The sequence below is a fragment of the Citrobacter sp. CK185 genome, assembly GCF_030333565.1.
Taxonomy (GTDB): Bacteria; Pseudomonadota; Gammaproteobacteria; order Enterobacterales; family Enterobacteriaceae; genus Citrobacter_B; species Citrobacter_B koseri.
Genome location: NZ_JAOWFR010000022.1, coordinates 342,141 through 361,599 on the forward strand (window position 1 = coordinate 342,141; position 19,459 = coordinate 361,599).

At 55.7% G+C, this 19,459-nt stretch carries 16 protein-coding genes; 5 read left to right on the plus strand and 11 right to left on the minus strand.

The window, feature by feature from the left end; translation table 11 throughout:
- The first annotated feature begins 672 nt into the window (after positions 1–672).
- The 3 genes from gltB (at position 673) to OGV79_RS07425 (ending at position 7,858) form a co-directional block, all read left to right on the plus strand.
- Positions 673–5,133 (plus strand): glutamate synthase large subunit, encoded by a 4,461-nt coding sequence (gene gltB, locus OGV79_RS07415; protein ID WP_286468202.1) that lies wholly within the window; start codon positions 673–675, stop codon positions 5,131–5,133.
- Between the two features lie 11 nt (positions 5,134–5,144).
- Positions 5,145–6,563, plus strand: coding sequence for a glutamate synthase subunit GltD (gene gltD / locus OGV79_RS07420; protein WP_012135351.1), 1,419 nt, complete (start codon positions 5,145–5,147; stop codon positions 6,561–6,563).
- A 209-nt stretch (positions 6,564–6,772) separates the two neighbouring features.
- Positions 6,773–7,858 carry a PDDEXK nuclease domain-containing protein gene (locus OGV79_RS07425; RefSeq protein WP_115608792.1) on the plus strand — a complete coding sequence of 362 codons (1,086 nt, stop codon included), beginning with the start codon at positions 6,773–6,775 and terminating at the stop codon, positions 7,856–7,858.
- A 130-nt stretch (positions 7,859–7,988) separates the two neighbouring features.
- On the opposite strand, the gene nanQ is transcribed toward OGV79_RS07425, so the two are convergent.
- The 11 genes from nanQ to zapE form a co-directional block, all read right to left on the minus strand.
- Positions 7,989–8,456, minus strand: a complete 468-nt coding sequence (nanQ, locus tag OGV79_RS07430) for an N-acetylneuraminate anomerase (protein WP_104869099.1) — start codon at positions 8,454–8,456, stop codon at positions 7,989–7,991.
- Positions 8,456–9,328 (minus strand): N-acetylmannosamine kinase, encoded by an 873-nt coding sequence (gene nanK / locus OGV79_RS07435; protein ID WP_114848373.1) that lies wholly within the window; start codon positions 9,326–9,328, stop codon positions 8,456–8,458. The genes nanQ and nanK overlap by 1 nt, the downstream gene beginning before the upstream one ends.
- Positions 9,325–10,014, minus strand: a complete 690-nt coding sequence (locus tag OGV79_RS07440; RefSeq protein ID WP_024130990.1) for an N-acetylmannosamine-6-phosphate 2-epimerase — start codon at positions 10,012–10,014, stop codon at positions 9,325–9,327. The genes nanK and OGV79_RS07440 overlap by 4 nt, the downstream gene beginning before the upstream one ends.
- A 49-nt stretch (positions 10,015–10,063) precedes the next feature.
- Entirely contained in the window at positions 10,064–11,554 is a 1,491-nt protein-coding gene (gene nanT / locus OGV79_RS07445) for a sialic acid transporter NanT (protein ID WP_130028090.1), read from the minus strand.
- Positions 11,555–11,674: 120 nt separating this feature from the next.
- Entirely contained in the window at positions 11,675–12,568 is an 894-nt protein-coding gene (gene nanA / locus OGV79_RS07450) for an N-acetylneuraminate lyase (RefSeq protein WP_286468203.1), read from the minus strand.
- A 137-nt stretch (positions 12,569–12,705) separates the two neighbouring features.
- Complete coding sequence (gene nanR / locus OGV79_RS07455) at positions 12,706–13,494, minus strand: transcriptional regulator NanR (protein ID WP_012135359.1); 789 nt, start codon at positions 13,492–13,494, stop codon at positions 12,706–12,708.
- Between the two features lie 115 nt (positions 13,495–13,609).
- Complete coding sequence (gene sspB, locus OGV79_RS07460; RefSeq protein WP_012135360.1) at positions 13,610–14,110, minus strand: ClpXP protease specificity-enhancing factor; 501 nt, start codon at positions 14,108–14,110, stop codon at positions 13,610–13,612.
- 5 nt (positions 14,111–14,115) lie between these two features.
- A complete protein-coding gene (gene sspA, locus OGV79_RS07465) occupies positions 14,116–14,754 on the minus strand; it encodes a stringent starvation protein SspA (protein WP_012135361.1) in 639 nt (212 codons plus the stop codon).
- A gap of 315 nt (positions 14,755–15,069) precedes the next feature.
- Complete coding sequence (rpsI, locus tag OGV79_RS07470) at positions 15,070–15,462, minus strand: 30S ribosomal protein S9 (protein ID WP_000829818.1); 393 nt, start codon at positions 15,460–15,462, stop codon at positions 15,070–15,072.
- A 15-nt stretch (positions 15,463–15,477) separates the two neighbouring features.
- The gene (rplM, locus tag OGV79_RS07475) at positions 15,478–15,906 is read right to left on the minus strand and encodes a 50S ribosomal protein L13 (RefSeq protein WP_000847556.1); all 429 of its coding nucleotides are present in this window, start codon (positions 15,904–15,906) and stop codon (positions 15,478–15,480) included.
- Positions 15,907–16,207: 301 nt separating this feature from the next.
- Positions 16,208–17,332 carry a cell division protein ZapE gene (gene zapE / locus OGV79_RS07480; RefSeq protein ID WP_286468204.1) on the minus strand — a complete coding sequence of 375 codons (1,125 nt, stop codon included), beginning with the start codon at positions 17,330–17,332 and terminating at the stop codon, positions 16,208–16,210.
- A gap of 192 nt (positions 17,333–17,524) precedes the next feature.
- Here zapE and zapG point away from each other — a divergent pair, with 192 nt between their 5' ends.
- The gene (gene zapG / locus OGV79_RS07485) at positions 17,525–17,923 is read left to right on the plus strand and encodes a Z-ring associated protein ZapG (protein WP_042292056.1); all 399 of its coding nucleotides are present in this window, start codon (positions 17,525–17,527) and stop codon (positions 17,921–17,923) included.
- A 168-nt stretch (positions 17,924–18,091) separates the two neighbouring features.
- Complete coding sequence (degQ, locus tag OGV79_RS07490) at positions 18,092–19,459, plus strand: serine endoprotease DegQ (RefSeq protein WP_058668160.1); 1,368 nt, start codon at positions 18,092–18,094, stop codon at positions 19,457–19,459.

Below are 19,459 nucleotides of genomic sequence, written 5' to 3' on the forward strand. Positions count from 1 at the left end.
ATCTGATAGACCGCGCCTTGAAAAGAGGCCAAAGCCTGCCATTTTTAGCCTTTGTCGGCGATGACCTGGATCAATCGCTCCGGCAGGCTTTTATTTATTGCATAATCAAGCAAAATTACCGCAATTTCATTCACTCCATAGCTAATTACTTTTCCTTATAACTGCACACTTTTTTTATCTTCTGATGACACTGGCTAAAAAACAGTATCATGAAATGCCTGCGCCGCTTAAACCAGCATAAAATGCTAAGCATTACGGATAATCAAGGTGAGATAAGGGTTAACAGGCCGTTATGATAGTGAGACAGATCACACTCTCCCCTGCGCTTATGCCGCATCAAATCAATGTAAAAAAGTCATTATTTTCAATACATTCATAAAGTTAATCGACCTATAGCACATTTTTGCATAAATAAGATTGCCATTTGACCTGTGTGTGGATTCCCGATAAGTTGGAAATCCGCTGGAAGCTTTCTGGATGAGCAGCCTGCTCATCATATTTATGCAGTAATTGAGATTCCCTCTTAAACGTATTTACCGATGCGAAAAGGATAAAAGAGGGCGAATGCGAGGTAAGCGTATGATACGCAACCCCCGTCGCCACGCTCTTTCTGTGCCCGTGCGCAATCGGTATCGGATGGGAGTCCCGCAGAGCCTGGGGAGGTTCACTGATATGTTGTACGATAAATCCCTTGAGAGGGATAACTGTGGTTTCGGCCTGATCGCCCACATAGAAGGCGAACCTAGCCACAAGGTAGTGCGTACCGCCATACACGCACTGGCCCGTATGCAGCACCGCGGCGCGATCCTCGCTGACGGTAAAACCGGCGACGGTTGCGGTTTGCTGCTGCAAAAACCCGATCGCTTTTTTCGCATCGTTGCAGAAGAGCGCGGCTGGCGTTTAGCCAAAAACTACGCTGTCGGCATGCTCTTCCTGAATAAGGACCCTGAGCTGACGGCGGCATCACGTCGTATCGTCGAAGAAGAATTACAGCGGGAAACCCTGTCGATTGTGGGCTGGCGCGATGTGCCGACCAACGAAGGTGTCCTCGGTGAAATCGCCCTCTCCTCCCTGCCACGTATTGAGCAAATTTTTGTTAACGCCCCTGCGGGCTGGCGTCCCCGGGATATGGAACGCCGCCTGTTTATCGCCCGCCGCCGCATTGAGAAACGCCTTCAGGACGATAAAGACTTCTACGTTTGTAGCCTGTCGAACCTGGTGAACATCTATAAAGGTCTGTGTATGCCGGCGGATCTGCCGCGCTTCTACCTGGACCTGGCGGATTTGCGTCTGGAATCGGCCATTTGCCTGTTCCACCAGCGCTTCTCCACCAATACCGTGCCGCGCTGGCCACTGGCGCAGCCGTTCCGCTACCTGGCGCACAACGGCGAAATCAACACCATTACCGGCAACCGTCAGTGGGCGCGCGCCCGTACTTATAAATTCCAGACGCCGCTGATCCCGGATTTACAATCCGCCGCGCCGTTCGTCAACGAGACCGGTTCCGACTCCAGCTCGCTGGATAACATGCTGGAACTGCTGCTGGCAGGCGGGATGGACATCGTGCGTGCCATGCGCCTGCTGGTGCCGCCCGCATGGCAGAACAACCCGGATATGGACCCGGATCTGCGCGCCTTCTTTGACTTTAACTCCATGCACATGGAGCCGTGGGATGGCCCGGCGGGCATCGTGATGTCCGACGGTCGTTTCGCTGCCTGTAACCTCGACCGTAACGGTCTGCGTCCGGCGCGCTACGTCATCACCAAAGATAAACTGATCACCTGCGCCTCTGAGGTGGGGATCTGGGACTACCAGCCTGACGAAGTCGTGGAAAAGGGCCGCGTCGGCCCCGGTGAACTGATGGTGATCGACACCCGTGGCGGGCGCATCCTGCACTCTGCGGAAACCGATGACGATCTGAAAAGCCGCCATCCGTATAAAGAGTGGATGGAGAAGAACGTCCGCCGCCTGGTGCCGTTTGAAGATCTGGCCGACGATCAGGTCGGAAACCGCGAGCTGGACGACGACATGCTCGCCAGCTATCAGAAACAGTTTAACTACAGCGCCGAAGAGCTGGATTCCGTCATCCGCGTACTGGGCGAAAACGGCCAGGAAGCGGTCGGTTCAATGGGTGATGATACCCCCTTCGCCGTGCTTTCCAGCCAGCCGCGCATTATTTACGACTACTTCCGCCAGCAGTTTGCGCAGGTGACCAACCCGCCAATCGACCCGCTGCGTGAAGCGCACGTCATGTCGCTGGCCACCAGTATTGGCCGCGAGATGAACGTCTTTTGCGAAGCGGAAGGACAGGCGCACCGTCTGAGCTTTAAATCGCCAATTCTGCTGTACTCCGATTTCAAACAGCTCACTACCATGAAAGAGGAGCATTACCGCGCCGATACGCTGGATATCACCTTCGATGTGACGGAAACCTCGCTCGAAGAAACGGTGAAAGCGCTGTGCGATAAGGCTGAACAGATGGTGCGTAACGGCACCGTCTTGCTGGTGCTCTCTGACCGTAACATCGGGAAAAACCGTTTACCGGTTCCGGCGCCGATGGCTGTCGGGGCGGTACAGACTCGTCTGGTGGATAAGAGCCTGCGCTGCGATGCCAACATCATCGTAGAAACCGCAAGCGCGCGTGACCCGCACCACTTTGCCGTGCTGCTGGGCTTTGGCGCCACGGCGATCTATCCGTATCTCGCCTATGAAACGCTGGGCCGTCTGATCGACACCCAGGCCATCGCCAAAGACTACCGTACCGTGATGCTGAACTACCGTAACGGCATCAATAAAGGTCTGTACAAGATCATGTCCAAAATGGGCATTTCGACCATCGCCTCATACCGCTGCTCCAAACTGTTTGAAGCGGTCGGTCTGCATGACGACGTGGTGAGCCACTGCTTCCAGGGTGTAGTCAGCCGCATTGGCGGCGCCGGTTTTGCCGACTTCCAGCAGGATCTGCTGAACCTCTCGAAACGTGCCTGGCTGGCGCGTAAACCGCTGGATCAGGGCGGCCTGCTGAAATACGTGCACGGCGGCGAATACCACGCCTATAACCCGGATGTGGTGCGCACCCTGCAACAGGCGGTGCAGAGCGGCGAGTACCGCGATTACCAGGCGTATGCCGCGCTTGTTAACGAACGTCCGGCGGCAACGCTGCGCGATCTGCTGGCGCTCAATCCTGGCGATAACGCCATCAGCATCAACGATGTTGAACCGGCAAACGAGCTGTTTAAACGCTTCGATACCGCCGCGATGTCCATCGGCGCGCTGAGCCCGGAAGCGCACGAAGCGCTGGCGGAAGCGATGAACAGCATCGGCGGTAACTCCAACTCCGGCGAAGGCGGCGAAGACCCGGCGCGCTACGGCACCAACAAAGTGTCGCGCATCAAACAGGTCGCTTCCGGCCGCTTCGGCGTAACGCCAGCGTATCTGGTTAATGCTGACGTCATTCAGATTAAAGTCGCTCAGGGCGCGAAGCCGGGCGAAGGCGGCCAGTTGCCGGGTGACAAAGTGACCCCGTACATCGCCAAACTGCGCTATTCCGTACCGGGCGTGACGCTGATTTCTCCGCCACCGCACCACGATATCTACTCTATCGAGGATCTGGCGCAGCTGATTTTCGACCTGAAACAGGTCAACCCGAAAGCGATGATCTCCGTGAAGCTGGTTTCTGAACCGGGCGTCGGCACCATCGCTACCGGCGTGGCGAAAGCCTATGCGGATCTGATCACTATCGCCGGATATGACGGCGGCACCGGCGCCAGCCCGCTCTCTTCCGTGAAATATGCGGGCTGTCCGTGGGAGCTGGGTCTGGTGGAAACCCAGCAGGCGCTGGTGGCTAACGGTCTGCGTCACAAGATTCGTTTGCAGGTGGACGGCGGCCTGAAAACCGGCCTCGACATCATCAAAGCGGCGATTCTCGGCGCGGAGAGCTTTGGCTTCGGCACCGGCCCGATGGTGGCGCTGGGCTGTAAATACCTGCGTATTTGCCACCTGAACAACTGCGCGACGGGCGTGGCGACTCAGGATGACAAACTGCGTAAGAACCACTACCACGGCCTGCCGTTCAAAGTGACCAACTACTTTGAGTTTATCGCCCGCGAAACCCGCGAGCTGATGGCTCAGCTTGGCGTGAAGCGTCTGGTGGATCTGATTGGCCGTACCGACCTGCTGAAAGAGCTGGAAGGGTTTACCGCTAAGCAGCAGAAGCTGGAACTGTCCCGACTGCTGGAAACCGCTGAGCCTCATCCGGGTAAAGCGCTGTACTGCACCGAGCATAACCCGCCGTTTGATAACGGCGTGCTGAACGCGCAACTGCTGCAACAGGCGAAGCCGTTTGTCGATGAACGCCAGAGTAAAACCTTCTGGTTCGACATTCGCAACACCGACCGCTCCGTGGGCGCGTCGCTCTCTGGCTATATCGCTCAGACGCATGGCGATCAGGGGCTGGCCTCTGACCCGATCAAGGCACACTTCAGCGGCACCGCAGGTCAGAGCTTCGGCGTCTGGAACGCGGGCGGCGTGGAGCTGTATTTGACGGGCGATGCCAACGACTACGTCGGTAAAGGCATGGCGGGCGGTCTGCTGGCGGTGCGTCCTCCGGTGGGTTCAGCGTTTCGCAGTCATGAGGCCAGCATCATCGGCAATACCTGTCTGTACGGCGCGACCGGCGGTCGTCTGTATGCGGCGGGCCGCGCGGGCGAACGTTTCGCAGTACGTAACTCCGGGGCCATCACCGTGGTAGAAGGCATTGGCGACAACGGCTGTGAATACATGACGGGCGGTATTGTCTGTGTACTGGGCAAAACGGGCGTTAACTTCGGTGCTGGCATGACGGGCGGCTTCGCCTACGTGCTGGATGAAGACGGCGAGTTCCGCAAACGCGTGAACCCGGAGCTGGTGGAAGTGCTGAACGTCGATGACCTGGCCATCCACGAAGAACATCTGCGCGGTCTGATTACCGAGCATGTGCAGCATACCGGTTCTCAGCGCGGTGAAGAGATCCTGGCTAACTGGTCAGTATTCTCAACCAAATTCGCGCTGGTTAAGCCGAAGTCCAGTGATGTGAAAGCACTGTTGGGTCACCGTAGTCGTAGCGCAGCTGAGCTGCGTGTGCAGGCGCAGTAAGGGGTAGAGCAATGAGTCAGAACGTATACCAATTTATCGACCTGCAACGTGTTGATCCGCCGAAGAAGGCGCTGAAGATCCGCAAAATCGAGTTTGTTGAAATTTACGAACCGTTTTCCGAAGGCCAGGCCAAAGCGCAGGCGGATCGCTGCCTCTCCTGCGGCAACCCGTACTGCGAGTGGAAGTGCCCGGTACATAACTACATCCCGAACTGGCTGAAGCTGGCGAACGAAGGACGTATTTTCGAAGCGGCGGAGTTGTCTCACCAGACCAACACGCTGCCGGAAGTGTGCGGCCGCGTCTGCCCGCAGGATCGTTTGTGCGAGGGCTCCTGTACGCTCAACGACGAGTTCGGCGCAGTGACTATCGGCAACATCGAGCGTTATATCAACGATAAAGCGTTCGAAATGGGCTGGCGCCCGGACATGACTGGCGTGCGTCAGACCGACAAACGCGTGGCGATTATCGGCGCGGGCCCGGCAGGGCTGGCCTGTGCCGACGTACTCACCCGTAACGGCGTGAAGGCGGTGGTCTTTGACCGTCACCCGGAAATCGGCGGTTTGCTGACGTTCGGTATCCCGGCTTTCAAGCTGGAAAAAGAGGTGATGACCCGCCGTCGTGAGATCTTCACCGGCATGGGCATTGAGTTCAAACTGAATACCGAAGTGGGTCGCGACGTGCAGCTGGACGACTTGCTGGCAGAGTACGATGCGGTGTTCCTCGGCGTTGGTACCTATCAATCAATGCGCGGCGGGCTGGAAAACGAAGATGCCGACGGCGTGTTCGATGCCCTGCCGTTCCTGATTGCCAACACCAAACAGATCATGGGCTTTGGCGAAACCACTGACGAACCGTTCGTCAGTATGGAAGGCAAACGCGTCGTGGTACTGGGCGGCGGCGACACCGCGATGGACTGCGTGCGTACCTCGGTTCGCCAGGGCGCGACGCACGTCACCTGCGCCTATCGTCGTGACGAAGAGAACATGCCAGGCTCCAGACGCGAAGTGAAAAACGCGCGCGAAGAAGGGGTCGAATTCCAGTTCAACGTGCAGCCGCTGGGCGTAGAAGTGAATGCCAACGGTAAAGTAAGCGGCGTGAAGATGGTGCGTACCGAAATGGGCGCGCCGGACGCGAAAGGTCGTCGTCGTGCGGAAATCGTCGCCGGTTCCGAGCATGTGATCCCGGCAGATGCGGTGGTAATGGCGTTTGGTTTCCGCCCGCACAGCATGGCGTGGCTGGCGAAACACAGCGTGGAGCTGGACTCCCAGGGGCGGATTATCGCGCCGGAAGGTAATGAAAACGCCTTCCAGACCAGCAACCCGAAAATCTTCGCCGGTGGCGACATCGTGCGAGGCTCGGATCTGGTGGTCACGGCAATTGCCGAAGGCCGTAAAGCGGCAGACGGTATCCTGAATTACCTGGAAGTGTAATACTTCTGGCTCCCCTGCCACAGCCTGACGCTGATGGATGGGGAGCCAATATTTCTCTGCTAAATATATGCGAATTCATTCTTCGAAAGCCGCTCGCAAATACGGCTGTAACTCAATGTAATACACCTCTCCTGGATTGACCGGGATATGCCTGAAGCGTATTGGTAGCGATATATTTTTCATTTCGCAACTATCGCGCCAGGGATGACATGACTGTACCAACACCACTTCAACACGCTGACGATTATCAGCAAATCCATGACGGTATTATTCGATTAGTGGACAATGCCCATACCGAGGCCGTCCGCAGTATTAATGCTTTGATGACGGCAACCTACTGGGAAATCGGCAGGAGAATTGTCGAGTTTGAACAAGGCGGCGAAGCACGAGCGGCTTATGGTATTCAACTCATTGAGCGGTTATCCGCAGATTTAAGCCAGCGCTATAAGCGTGGATTTTCCACCAGGAATCTGTGGCAAATGAGAACATTTTATCTATGTTTTCAGTATATTGAAATTCCGCAGACAGTGTCTGCGGAATCTTCACATTTGATACAACTCGCTAAAGTTTTTCCGCTTCCCTGGTCAGCTTACGTGCGTTTACTATCGGTAAAAAATCCCGATGCCCGCACTTTTTACGAGAAAGAGACGCTACGTAACGGCTGGTCTGTGCGGCAACTCGATCGGCAAATCTCCACCCAGTTCTACGAACGGACGCTACTGTCCCATGACAAATCCGCCATGTTGCAGCAGCCTGCGCCCGCCGAGCCAACAGTCTTGCCGGAGCGAGCCATACGCGACCCGTTCATTCTGGAATTTCTTAACCTGAAGGACGAGTATTCCGAGTCGGATCTCGAAGAGGCGCTGCTCAGTCACCTGATGGACTTTATGCTGGAGCTTGGTGACGATTTTGCTTTTGTCGGCCGCCAGCGCCGATTACGCATAGACGATAGCTGGTTCCGCGTCGATCTGTTGTTCTTCCATCGCCGCTTGCGTTGCCTGTTGCTCGTTGACCTGAAGGTCGGCAAATTCAGTTATGCGGATGCCGGGCAGATGAATATGTACCTGAACTATGCCAAAGAGCACTGGACAATGCCGGGAGAAAACCCGCCCGTCGGGTTGGTTTTGTGCGCAGGAAAAGGCGCGGGGGAAGCGCATTACGCGCTAAACGGCCTGCCGAATACCATCATGGCGAGCGAGTACAAAGTGCAGTTGCCTGACGAAAAACTACTGGCAGATGAGCTCATTCGTTCACAAATAGCACTGACTGCACAGCAAGTTGAATCAACTGAATAACCAATTTACTTTGCACATCAGGAAAAGCACTGCGTCACGAGCTGAATTTTCAACAACTCGACTGACGGGATTATGCACTATCGGGAGATATAAAGCGTTACACCGGATGGCTATAAACCATCCGGTATTTTCATGCCTCTAATAAGCTGGCGCGCACCTTCACCACAGCTTTCTTAATCTCCCCTGACTCGCCAGCCATACACCCGGGCTTATGGGGTTCCCCCGGCATAAACACGGAGAACATCCCCGGTGTCAGCGTAATGGACTGCTGTTCATGGATACGGCGGCAAAGCTGGTAATCCTCTTCACCATGCAGCTCCTCGCATTCGCGCGCTGACCCGACTACGCCGAACAGAATGCGCTCCTCACCCGTCAATAACAGCTGAATGTCGATGTACTGCACATGCAGCTCCGCTTTTTTCTCCTGCGGCGACTGCGTGGCAAACTGCATCACATTCATAAACACATCGTCGCCCTGCAATTCGTAGCGCCCGGGCGTTTTCTCCTGCGGCCTTGCCGCCAGCGCCAGGGTTAACGCATCCAGCAATACCGGATGCAGCCCGGCAGACGGTAACGACTGAATTTCTCCCATCAACATCATTTATCTCCCTGAGCTAACAACGCGGCACCCAGTAGCCCCGCGTCATGTCGGTAATGCGCTGCGCTCAACGCCACCTGATAAACCGCTGGTTCCTGCGCCAGAAAGTGGCGTACCTGCGCCAGATATCCCTCAGCTAACCCTACGCTGCCGCCAATAACCACCTGCTGGCAATCCGTTGTCGCTTTAACATCGGCAATTAACCGCGCGACAACCTGCGCGGAGTGCTGAACCAGACGCACAGCCTGTTCGTTCCCGGCCGCCGCATGTGCAAAGACAGTTCTGGCGTCGCACCCGGCCAGGGAACCCTGCGCCGCTGCCGCGATGCCGCGTCCTGAGGCGATAGCCTCCACACAGCCGCGTCGGCCGCAACCGCAAACCGGCCCCTGCGGATCGGCCAGAGTATGCCCCAGATGCCCGGCCAGACCGCTCATCCCGGTGAGCAATCTGCCGTCGCTCACCACGCCGCCGCCAACGCCGGTCGACACGGTAATAAACACCATATCGCGGACATCAGACGTAAGGGCATGGTATTCCGCCCATGCCGCCGCCTGCGCGTCATTCACCGCCAGCGTCGGCAGACCGGTAAGATCTTCTAACGTCTGCACCAACGGAAAATGCAGCAGACCACCCAGGTTATGCGGATTTATCGCCAGTAGCGCGCCTTCTCTGATAATGCCGGTAGAGGCTATCGCCACCCGCTGCGCGGTCGTTTGCAGCGGTTCAACCAGCACTTTTAGCGCCTCTCGCAGCGCATCCGGCGTTTTGCTGGCGGGGGTCGGCAATTCACGTCGTTCGCGGATGCGTAAATCATCATCCACCCGCGCGGCAGCCAGCTTGGTGCCGCCAATATCGATCGCCAGCGTGCTCATGACGTCGCCTTTTTCAATGCCGTGTTGTACCACTGACAAATATGTTCCAGCCGCGTAATGGCAGATCCCACCGTCACCGCCCACGCGCCGTGACGCATGGCTTCAGCGGCCTGTGCCGGCGTGTTGTAACGCCCCTCGGCAATCACCCGGCATCCGGCATCATGCAGGACGTTGACCAGCGCGAGGTCAGGTTCGTCCGGCGTGTCCGGCGTGGTGTATCCCGACAGCGTGGTGCCGATAATTTCCGCGCCACGCCGCTGACAGGCTAAGCCATCCTCCAGTGACGAGCAGTCGGTCATCGCCAGCAACTGGTGCTGATGAATACGCGCCAGCAGCGCATCGACGGTCGCCGGACGTACACGGTCAGTACCGTCAACCGCAATAATATCCGCCCCGGCCTGTGCCAGCGCATCCACATCCTCAAGGAATGGCGTGATGCGTACCGGGGAGTCGTCAAGGTCACGCTTGAGAATACCGATAATCGGTACGGAGACCAGCGCACGGGTCGCCCGCAAATTGTCCACGCCTTCAATGCGTAGCGCAACGGCGCCAGCCTGCTCCGCCGCCAGCGCCATCGCAGCCACGATGTCCGGTTTATCGAGCGGGCTGCCAGGAACCGGCTGGCAGGAGACAATCAACCCGCCATTGGCGGCAATGTTTTTATCCAGTTGTTCAAGTAACGACATATCCACTTCCTTACGCAGGTCGCCCGGCAAACTGGCCGGGCAAGCCTCATCAGCTTTTGGTTTTTACAAAGGCGCTTTTGTCGCCGCCAAACGGCACGGCCCCGCTGAACGGTTTTCCGTCGATAGCATCATGCATACGTAATGCTTCAGGACGCAGCCAGCGCTGTACGCGAGACGGCATATCCAGCCCAATCAACAGGATCACCACAAAGGTCAGGCTGAAGGAGAGCGATCCCAGCGCGGTGCCCAGATCCAGACGCTGTGCGATCAGCGCCCCGAGGATAGGGGCCAGCGCGCCGCCCAGTGCGCCGACGTTATAGGTAAAGCCCAGACCTGCCGCTCGCTGGTCGGTATCAAAATAACCGCCAATGAGTTTCGGTAAGATCCCGGAGATCCCCTGCCCCAGCATCTGCTGGAAAAACAGTAGCAGACCCAGTACCCAGACGTTTGCGCCGCCAATCGCAAATACCGGAATGATCAGCACCTGGGAAGCCAGCAAACTGCAAACGTAGGCTTTGCGCGTACCCAGCCAGTCGCCGAGGAAACCGCCCACGCAGCAGCCGACTGCCGCCCCAAAGCCGCTAAAGAAAAGCACCTGCGCAACAGTGTGAGGATCGTAAGCCAGTTCAGTTTTCAGATACGTTGGCAACAGCGCCTGAATCGGCCATGAATAGAGGAAAGCAAAGAGCACCACGATCATCAGCATCACGCCCGTTGGCCAGCGCTTGCCGCTGCTTTGCACCATAAAACTGATGAAGATAACGGCGCACAGTAACCCTAACACCGCCACGATCGCCGCGTTTTGCAGGTCGCCCGCAAAGCAGAACCACAGCGCGGTTGCGGCGGCGATCGTCATCAGCACATTGACGATGCGATGTTCGCCCCGGTAGAGAATATCCACCATCGTGCGCACCGGCGCTTTGCCTTCGTGTTTCTCTTTCCAGTCTTCCGCTTCAGGGATATTTTTACGCAGCCAGAGCGCGAAAATGATCGGCAGAATGCCAATGAAGAACAGCGCGCGCCAGCCCCAGACCGGAACCACCAGGCTGTAAACCTGCGCCGCCACGACCGCCCCGACGGAGAAACCGGAAATCAGGAATCCACTGGCTTTATTACGTAAGTGCTTCGGCCAGCTTTCAATGACATAGGTGGCGCTGGAGCCATATTCGCCCGCCATTCCCATACCGATCACCAGACGGGCGATAAACATGGTGGTATAGCCGGGCGCAAAACCGCAGGCCAGCGTCCCCATAGAGAAAAGAATGATACTGGTGACCATCGCCAGACGTCGGCCATAGCGGTCACCCATTGCGCCCAACATCAGCCCGCCAAACCAGCGGGAAATAAACGCCGCCGAGATCAGGCTGGCCGCCTGAACCGTCGTTAACCCAAACTCGCCCTGCACTTCCGTCAGAACAAGAGCAATCAACACAAAATCAAAACCATCAAGCAAATATCCCAGCCAGGCGGCGGAAAATGCCCGCCACTGCGCCCGGTTGAGATGGCGATACCACGGGATATTCTGGGTAGAAGTACTCATTTTTCATTCTCCCGACGATTTTTATTGTCGCTTTACCGGATGGCGGCTTCGCTGCGCCTTACCCGGCCTACGTTTCATATTTTGTAGGCCGGATAAGCGTTAGCGCTATCCGGCAACCGGTCAACCGCGTTCTTGCATTAACTGCTGAGCCAGCGCTTTCAGTTCAGGCAGATACTTCTCATCAACCGGCGCAAACGGCTTACGGCACAGCGGTACGGAGACCACATCCATGTAGTGCAGCACCGTTTTCAGCCCACGGAACACGCCGGTTTTAATGAGCAGATCGATGACCTTATTGCACTCGGTTTGCAGATGCTGCGCTTTCGCTACATCGCCTTCCTGCAAAGCCTTAACAATCCCCTGATAACGCCAGCCCATAATGTTGTAAGTGCTGCCGATGCCCCCGTCTGCGCCTGCCAGCAGACCGGAAGCGAAGATTTCGTCATAACCGTTGTAGAGCACCAGATCAGGATGCGCACGGCGGATCTGCTCCATCTGATAGAGATCGCCGGAGGTTTGTTTCAGCGCGCCAACGCCGGGCAGCGTGACCAGCGTGTTGATTTGCTCCAGCGTCAGCTTCACGCCGCTCAGCGCAGGAATGTTGTACACCACCATCGGTAATCCTTCAGCGGAATCGATAATGGCGCGGTAGTGATCGCAATGCTCTTCAAAGCTAAACGGATAATAAAACGGCGTCACGGCGGAAACGGCATCAAAACCGTAACGATGCGCCGCACTGGCCAGCTGCTGGCTCTCTTCGGTACTGACCGTACCGACATGGGCAATCAGCGTCACTTTGCCCTTCGCCTCTTCCGCCACAATTTCCAGGACCTGCTCTCTTTCTGCGCGACTCTGAACGAACGCTTCTCCGGTCGAGCCGCCGACGTACAGCCCATCAATGCCCTGCGCAATGTTGAAACGCACCAGACGGCACAGACTCTCAATATCCAGTTTCTGCTGGTTATCAAAAGGAGTTAACAACGCTGGCATTACGCCTCGTAAATCTTTTGCCATAACGACCTCTGTCGATGATTAGTGTTATCTGACTACATACCTTTATACCTGTTATACCAGATCAAATAAGCAGCACCCCAGTACAGAACGCACAGAGTGCGATCTACTTCACTAAACGATCGTCAGGATCGCGATCGCTAACGCAATTTTTTCTTTTGATCGAAGGCGTGCCAGGTGGCGGATACGCTATTGAGGTGGGTTTGCAGCGCGCGGTCAGCTTCATCTGGATCGCGCCGACGAATAGCATCGACAATAGCGATATGCTCTTGATAGCTCACGCTATTATGCTCATGTAACTCCTGCCCGGAGACCGCAGGACGCGCAGCGATCAGCCAGTCCAGCAGCGCGACATGAATCGCCATGAAGATCGGATTGCCGGGGATTTCCGCCAGCACGCGGTGAAACTCGACGTCGGAACGAATGAAGAGCGCGTTATCGTCCAGCGACTGGCTGTTGATCTCCAGGGCTTTCGCCAGCAGATCAATTTGCTCATCCGTCGCGTGTTCCGCCGCATAGCGCACAAGGCTTGATTCAAAGAACAGGCGCAGTTGCTCAAAGTGGGCGATACCGCCGGGATGCGAGAGGAAATCTTTCGCCATGCCGGAAAGTTCGCTGATGATGGTATCAGCAGAAGGCCGCGACACGCGGGCGCGTTCACCGTTATTGATTTGCACCAGACCTTTACGCTTGAGCGCGGCAAGCGCTTCACGCACCGACGGGCGGCCCACGTTGAAGAAGGTCATCAACTCCCGCTCAGACGGCAGTTGCTCCCCTTCGCCGAATTCACCGCGACGAATCATCTGCTCCAGTTCTTCTTCTACCATTTCCGACAGTTTTTTACGCGCCAGCGGACGGCTGCGCAAACTACGGCCGATGGTTGGCGGAGAATTTTCTGCTTGCGAATCAAATGCGTTCATAGCGTCCATTATGTAAATCGTCGAGGAAAACGGCAACTAAGGCCATCCTATCACAGGATCGAAAGTGGGGTGAAATCGTGGCTGGCGTGAAAAAAAACAGGCCCTCAGGGCCTGTCTGTCTTGGTTACTTCACTACGCGTAATGCGGGTCGACCACCACGCGGCGGCGGCGGATCGTCATCAGGATTGTTGTCATCGTCATGATCGGGCTTATCACCATCAATCACGGACATGACCGTTTCGCTCTCCGCGCCCGGCGTTACATCGTCATCATTTAAGCTGGCGACGTCTTCATCGTAAGCGGCTTCAGGTTCAAACATTGTGCCTGCGCCGTTTTCACGCGCATAGATCGCCAGTACCGCAGCCAGCGGTACGGAGACCTGGCGTGGGACGCCGCCAAAGCGCGCGTTGAAACGCACTTCGTCGTTGGCCAACTCCAGATTGCCAACCGCACGGGGAGCAATGTTCAGAACAATTTGCCCGTCGCGCGCATATTCCATAGGGACATGCACGCCAGGCAGCGTCACATCCACCACCAGGTGCGGCGTGAGCTGGTTATCCAGCAACCATTCATAGAATGCACGCAGCAAATATGGACGGCGTGGGGATAGCTGTGACAAATCCATACTAATTAACCCCGACCGAGGCGCATTTCACGTTCAGCTTCAGTTAAAGAAGCGAGGAACGAGTCACGTTCAAAGACGCGGGTCATATAGCCTTTCAGCTCTTTAGCGCCCGCACCGCTGAACTCAATACCCAGTTGCGGCAAACGCCACAGCAGCGGCGCCAGATAGCAATCAACCAGGCTGAACTCATCGCTCAGGAAATACGGTTTTTGACCAAACACAGGCGCGATCGCCTGCAACTCTTCACGCAGTTGTTTACGCGCAACGTCAGCTTCAGAAGCGGACCCGTTCACGATGACGTTCATCAGCGTGTACCAGTCTTTTTCGATACGGTGCATGTACAGGCGGCTTTCGCCACGCGCAACCGGGTAAACCGGCATCAGCGGCGGATGAGGGAAACGCTCATCCAGGTATTCCATAATGATGCGAGATTCCCACAGGGTCAGCTCACGATCCACCAGGGTCGGTACGCTCTGACTCGGGTTGAGGTCAATCAGATCCTGAGGTGGGTTATCCTTCTCCACATGCTCGATCTCGAAACTAACACCTTTCTCCGCCAGCACAATGCGGACCTGATGGCTATAGATGTCAGTAGGACCAGAAAACAGCGTCATTACCGAACGTTTGTTGGCAGCGACAGCCATGAAAACCTCCAGGTATATTCAGAATTTTTACTGCTACCAGCCACCGCGTGGCCAGCCAGAAGTTATGTCACCCGCCTGCGGAAAAGTCATTATTGTTCAAAAAGCAAACAAAAAATGAACAATACCCGTTATTTGGGCAGAAAATTGGATGATAGTTTACCAGATTTTGTGACCTTTGTGGTGAGTCGATTCTGGAAATGGGGAAAAAGAGGTGGCAATCAGAGGATTACTTTGGACACACGCGCATTTTTTCCATAAAAAAACCCGCCGAAGCGGGTTTTTTCGCCAATGGTAATCTGCCGGAGCAGAAACCCATTAACGTTTGGAGAACTGCGGACGACGACGTGCTTTACGCAGACCGACTTTCTTACGTTCAACCTGACGAGCGTCACGAGTAACGAAGCCAGCTTTACGCAGTTCAGAACGCAGAGACTCGTCGTACTCCATCAGAGCGCGGGTGATACCGTGACGGATCGCACCAGCCTGACCAGAGATACCACCACCTTTAACAGTGATGTACAGATCCAGTTTCTCAACCATGTCGACCAGTTCCAGCGGCTGACGAACTACCATGCGGGCAGTTTCACGACCGAAGTACTGTTCCAGAGAACGTTGGTTGATAACGATTTTGCCGTTGCCCGGTTTGATGAACACGCGAGCTGCGGAACTTTTGCGGCGACCAGTGCCGTAGTATTGATTTTCAGCCATTGCCTATAATCCCGATTAGATGTCAAGAACTTGCGGTTGCTGTGCCGCGTGGTTGTGCTCGTTGCCAGCGTAAACTTTCAGTTTACGGAACATAGCACGACCCAGCGGGCCTTTTGGCAGCATGCCTTTAACCGCGATTTCAATCACACGCTCAGGACGGCGAGCAATCATCTCTTCAAAGGTCGCTTGTTTGATACCACCGATGTGACCGGTGTGGTGATAGTACACTTTGTCAGTACGCTTGTTGCCGGTTACAGCAACTTTGTCAGCGTTCAGAACGATGATGTAATCACCGGTATCGACGTGCGGAGTGTATTCCGCTTTGTGCTTACCGCGCAGGCGAAGAGCCAGTTCAGTAGCCAGACGGCCCAGAGTTTTACCGGTCGCGTCAACAACGTACCAGTCGCGTTTTACGGTTTCTGGTTTAGCTGTAAAAGTTTTCATTAAAAGCTTACCCAATAGATAGTTACACGTTGGTGAACACCCAAACGTTTTCAATTGTTGAGGTTCACACGACAAAGTCCGGCAAACCTACCCCTTCGAATAGCCAATGCCAGCACACAAAAAGTTTTGGGAAAAAACTTTCTTGTAACGTGGGGTCGCAGGATTATAGAGAAGTCAGGGGCAAAGATCGACCCCTTTTTGTGATTTGCAATGGGTTTTGTGCGGGGCATTTCTGCCGGTCTGATAAGCGAAGCGCCACCAGGCAACCTGCGCCGGATGGCGGAGAAACGCCTTATCCGGCCTACGGCATATGCGAGCGTTTCAGATACTCCTCGCTCTGCATCTCCTGCAAACGCGACAAACAGCGCTGGAACTCAAACTTCAGGCGTTCGCCCTGATAGATCTCATATAAAGGCGCGTCGGCGCTCACCACCAGCTTCACATGGCGCTCGTAGAATTCATCCACCAGCGCGATAAAACGGCGCGCTTCGCTTTCCATCAGCGGCGTCATGACTGGCACATCAAACAGCAGAACCGTGTGGAACAGGCGCGACAGCGCAATATAGTCATGCTGGCTGCGGGCGTCCACGCATAAGGTGATGAAGGAGACCGCCAGCGTCTGGTTTTCCACCCCCATCGTCGGTAACGGACGATGATTCACTTCCAGCGTTGGCGCATTCTCACGTTTCGCACCGGCCAGCGCCAGCCAGAGTTTATCCATCTGTTGCTGCGTTTCGTTATTACGCGGCGAAAGCCACAGATGCGCCTGCGTCAGCGTGCGCAGACGATAATCCACCCCGGCATCCACATTCATGATGTCGCAATGCGCTTTGATAGCGTCGATAGCCGGAAGGAAGCGGGTACGTTGCAGGCCATTGCGGTACAGCTCATCCGGCGGGATGTTCGAGGTCGCCACCAGGGTAATGCCGCGGGCAAACAGCGCTTTCATTAAGCCGCCAAGCAGCATCGCGTCGGTGATGTCGGAAACAAAAAACTCATCAAAGCAGAGCACATCCGTTTCGGCTTTGAAACTGTCGGCAATAATCTCCAGCGGGTCGGTCTGCCCCTGTAGCGCCGTCAGCTCCTCATGCACGCGCAGCATAAAGCGGTGGAAATGCAGACGCTGTTTCCGCTCGCCCGGCAGACTATGATAGAAGAGATCCATCAGCCAGGTTTTCCCTCGCCCGACCCCGCCCCACATATACAGACCACGCACCGGCGCATTCGCTGACGGTTCACGTTTGCCAAGCAGTTTACCGAAACGGGCCATCAGTCCGCCGGTTTGCGGCGCCGGAGGCGTTTTGGCGATCAGCGCCTGGTAAATCGACTCCAGTCGGTTGACCGCATCTTTTTGCACGTCGTCGGGTTGATGGCTGCCATCGTTGAGGGCCTGAAGGTAACGCGATGTGGGGGAAATGCTTTGCATGATGTTATTGTTATTCCTTGAAAATCGATGTGCCGACGTTCACGGCTGACGAAAAAAAGGCCGTTCTACATTACGTGATATAAACACGGGATTCCACTTCTACGGGATTAGCGGTTATAGTGGCATAATCAGGCGCAGGCATGGAGCCTAAAGCCAACACCCTACGGAAACAAAAGACAACGGGAGATGTTCATGACCTGGGAATATGCGCTAATTGGGTTAGTCGTCGGTATCATCATTGGTGCCGTAGCCATGCGTTTTGGTAATCGTAAATTACGCCAACAGCAGGCATTGCAGTACGAACTGGAAAAGAATAAAGCTGAGCTGGAAGAGTATCGTGAAGAGCTGGTCAGCCACTTTGCCCGCAGCGCCGAGCTGCTGGATACCATGGCGCATGATTATCGTCAGCTATATCAGCACATGGCGAAAAGCTCCAGCAGCCTGCTGCCGGAACTGTCTGCGGAATCGAACCCGTTCCGTAACCGTCTGGCGGAGTCTGAAGCCAGTAACGATCAGGCGCCGGTTCAGATGCCGCGTGACTATTCCGAAGGCGCTTCCGGCCTGCTGCGTAGTGGCGCAAAACGCGACTAATCGCACATCGTTAAGAAATTTTTCGGGCGCAGCGATTGCGCCCGTCTCTTCTCTCCTGTCCCAGCTATTATTTAGTCATTAACCTCATTGTTACCAGGCCGAAAATTCAATAACATCAAACTGTTTTGAATCGTCTTTCCGTTCACTCAAGGTACGAGAGCAGGCTCCATGAAAAAACAAACCCCGTTGTTAAGTGCATTAGCGTTAAGTGTCGGGTTAACGCTCTCGGCACCGTTTCAGGCCGTCGCATCGATACCCGCGCAGATTCCCGGTCAGGCGGCGCTCCCTAGTCTCGCGCCAATGCTGGAAAAAGTGCTGCCGGCCGTGATTAGCGTGAAGGTTGAGGGAACCGCGACCCAAAGCCAGAAGGTTCCAGAAGAGTTTAAAAAGTTTTTTGGCGACGAGTTGCCTGATCAACCCTCTCAGCCGTTCGAAGGGTTGGGGTCGGGCGTCATCATTGACGCCGCCAAAGGCTACGTTCTGACCAATAACCATGTCATTAATCAGGCACAGAAGATCAGCGTTCAGTTAAATGACGGACGCGAGTTTGACGCTAAACTGATCGGCAGCGACGACCAGAGCGACATCGCGCTGCTGCAAATCCAGAACGCCAGCAACCTGACGCAAATCGCCATCGCCGACTCCGACAAACTGCGTGTCGGCGACTTTGCCGTCGCGGTAGGCAACCCGTTTGGTCTGGGGCAAACCGCCACCTCCGGCATTGTCTCCGCGCTTGGCCGGAGCGGGCTGAATCTGGAAGGGCTGGAAAACTTTATTCAGACCGACGCCTCGATTAACCGCGGCAACTCCGGCGGCGCGCTGCTGAATCTCAACGGCGAGCTGATCGGCATCAACACCGCTATTCTGGCACCTGGCGGCGGTAGCATCGGCATTGGGTTTGCGATTCCGAGTAATATGGCGCGCACGCTGGCGCAACAGCTGATTCAGTTTGGTGAAATTAAACGCGGCCTGCTGGGAATTAAAGGCATGGAATTGACCGCCGATATCGCCAAAGCCTTCAAGCTGGATGTACAGCGCGGGGCGTTCATCAGCGAAGTGCTCCCGGGTTCAGGTTCCGCGAAAGCGGGTGTGAAATCCGGCGACGTGATCACCAGTCTCAACGGCAAGCCGCTGAGCAGCTTTGCCGAACTGCGCTCACGCATCGCAACGACGGAACCCGGCACGAAAGTGAAGCTCGGTCTGTTACGCGACGGCAAACCGCTAGAAGTCGAAGTCACCCTCGACACCAGCACGTCATCCTCCGCCAGCGCGGAGATGATCGCCCCGGCATTGCAGGGCGCAACGCTGAGCGATGGTCAGTTAAAAGACGGCAATAAAGGCATCAAAATTGATAACGTTGAAAAAAGCAGTCCCGCCGCCCAGGCCGGTTTGCACAAAGATGACGTGATCATTAGCGTTAACCGCGATCGCGTGCACTCGATTGCGGAAATGCGCAAAGTGCTGGAAGCGAAACCGTCGATTATTGCGCTACAGGTCGTACGCGGTAACGAGAACATTTACCTGCTCCTGCGTTAA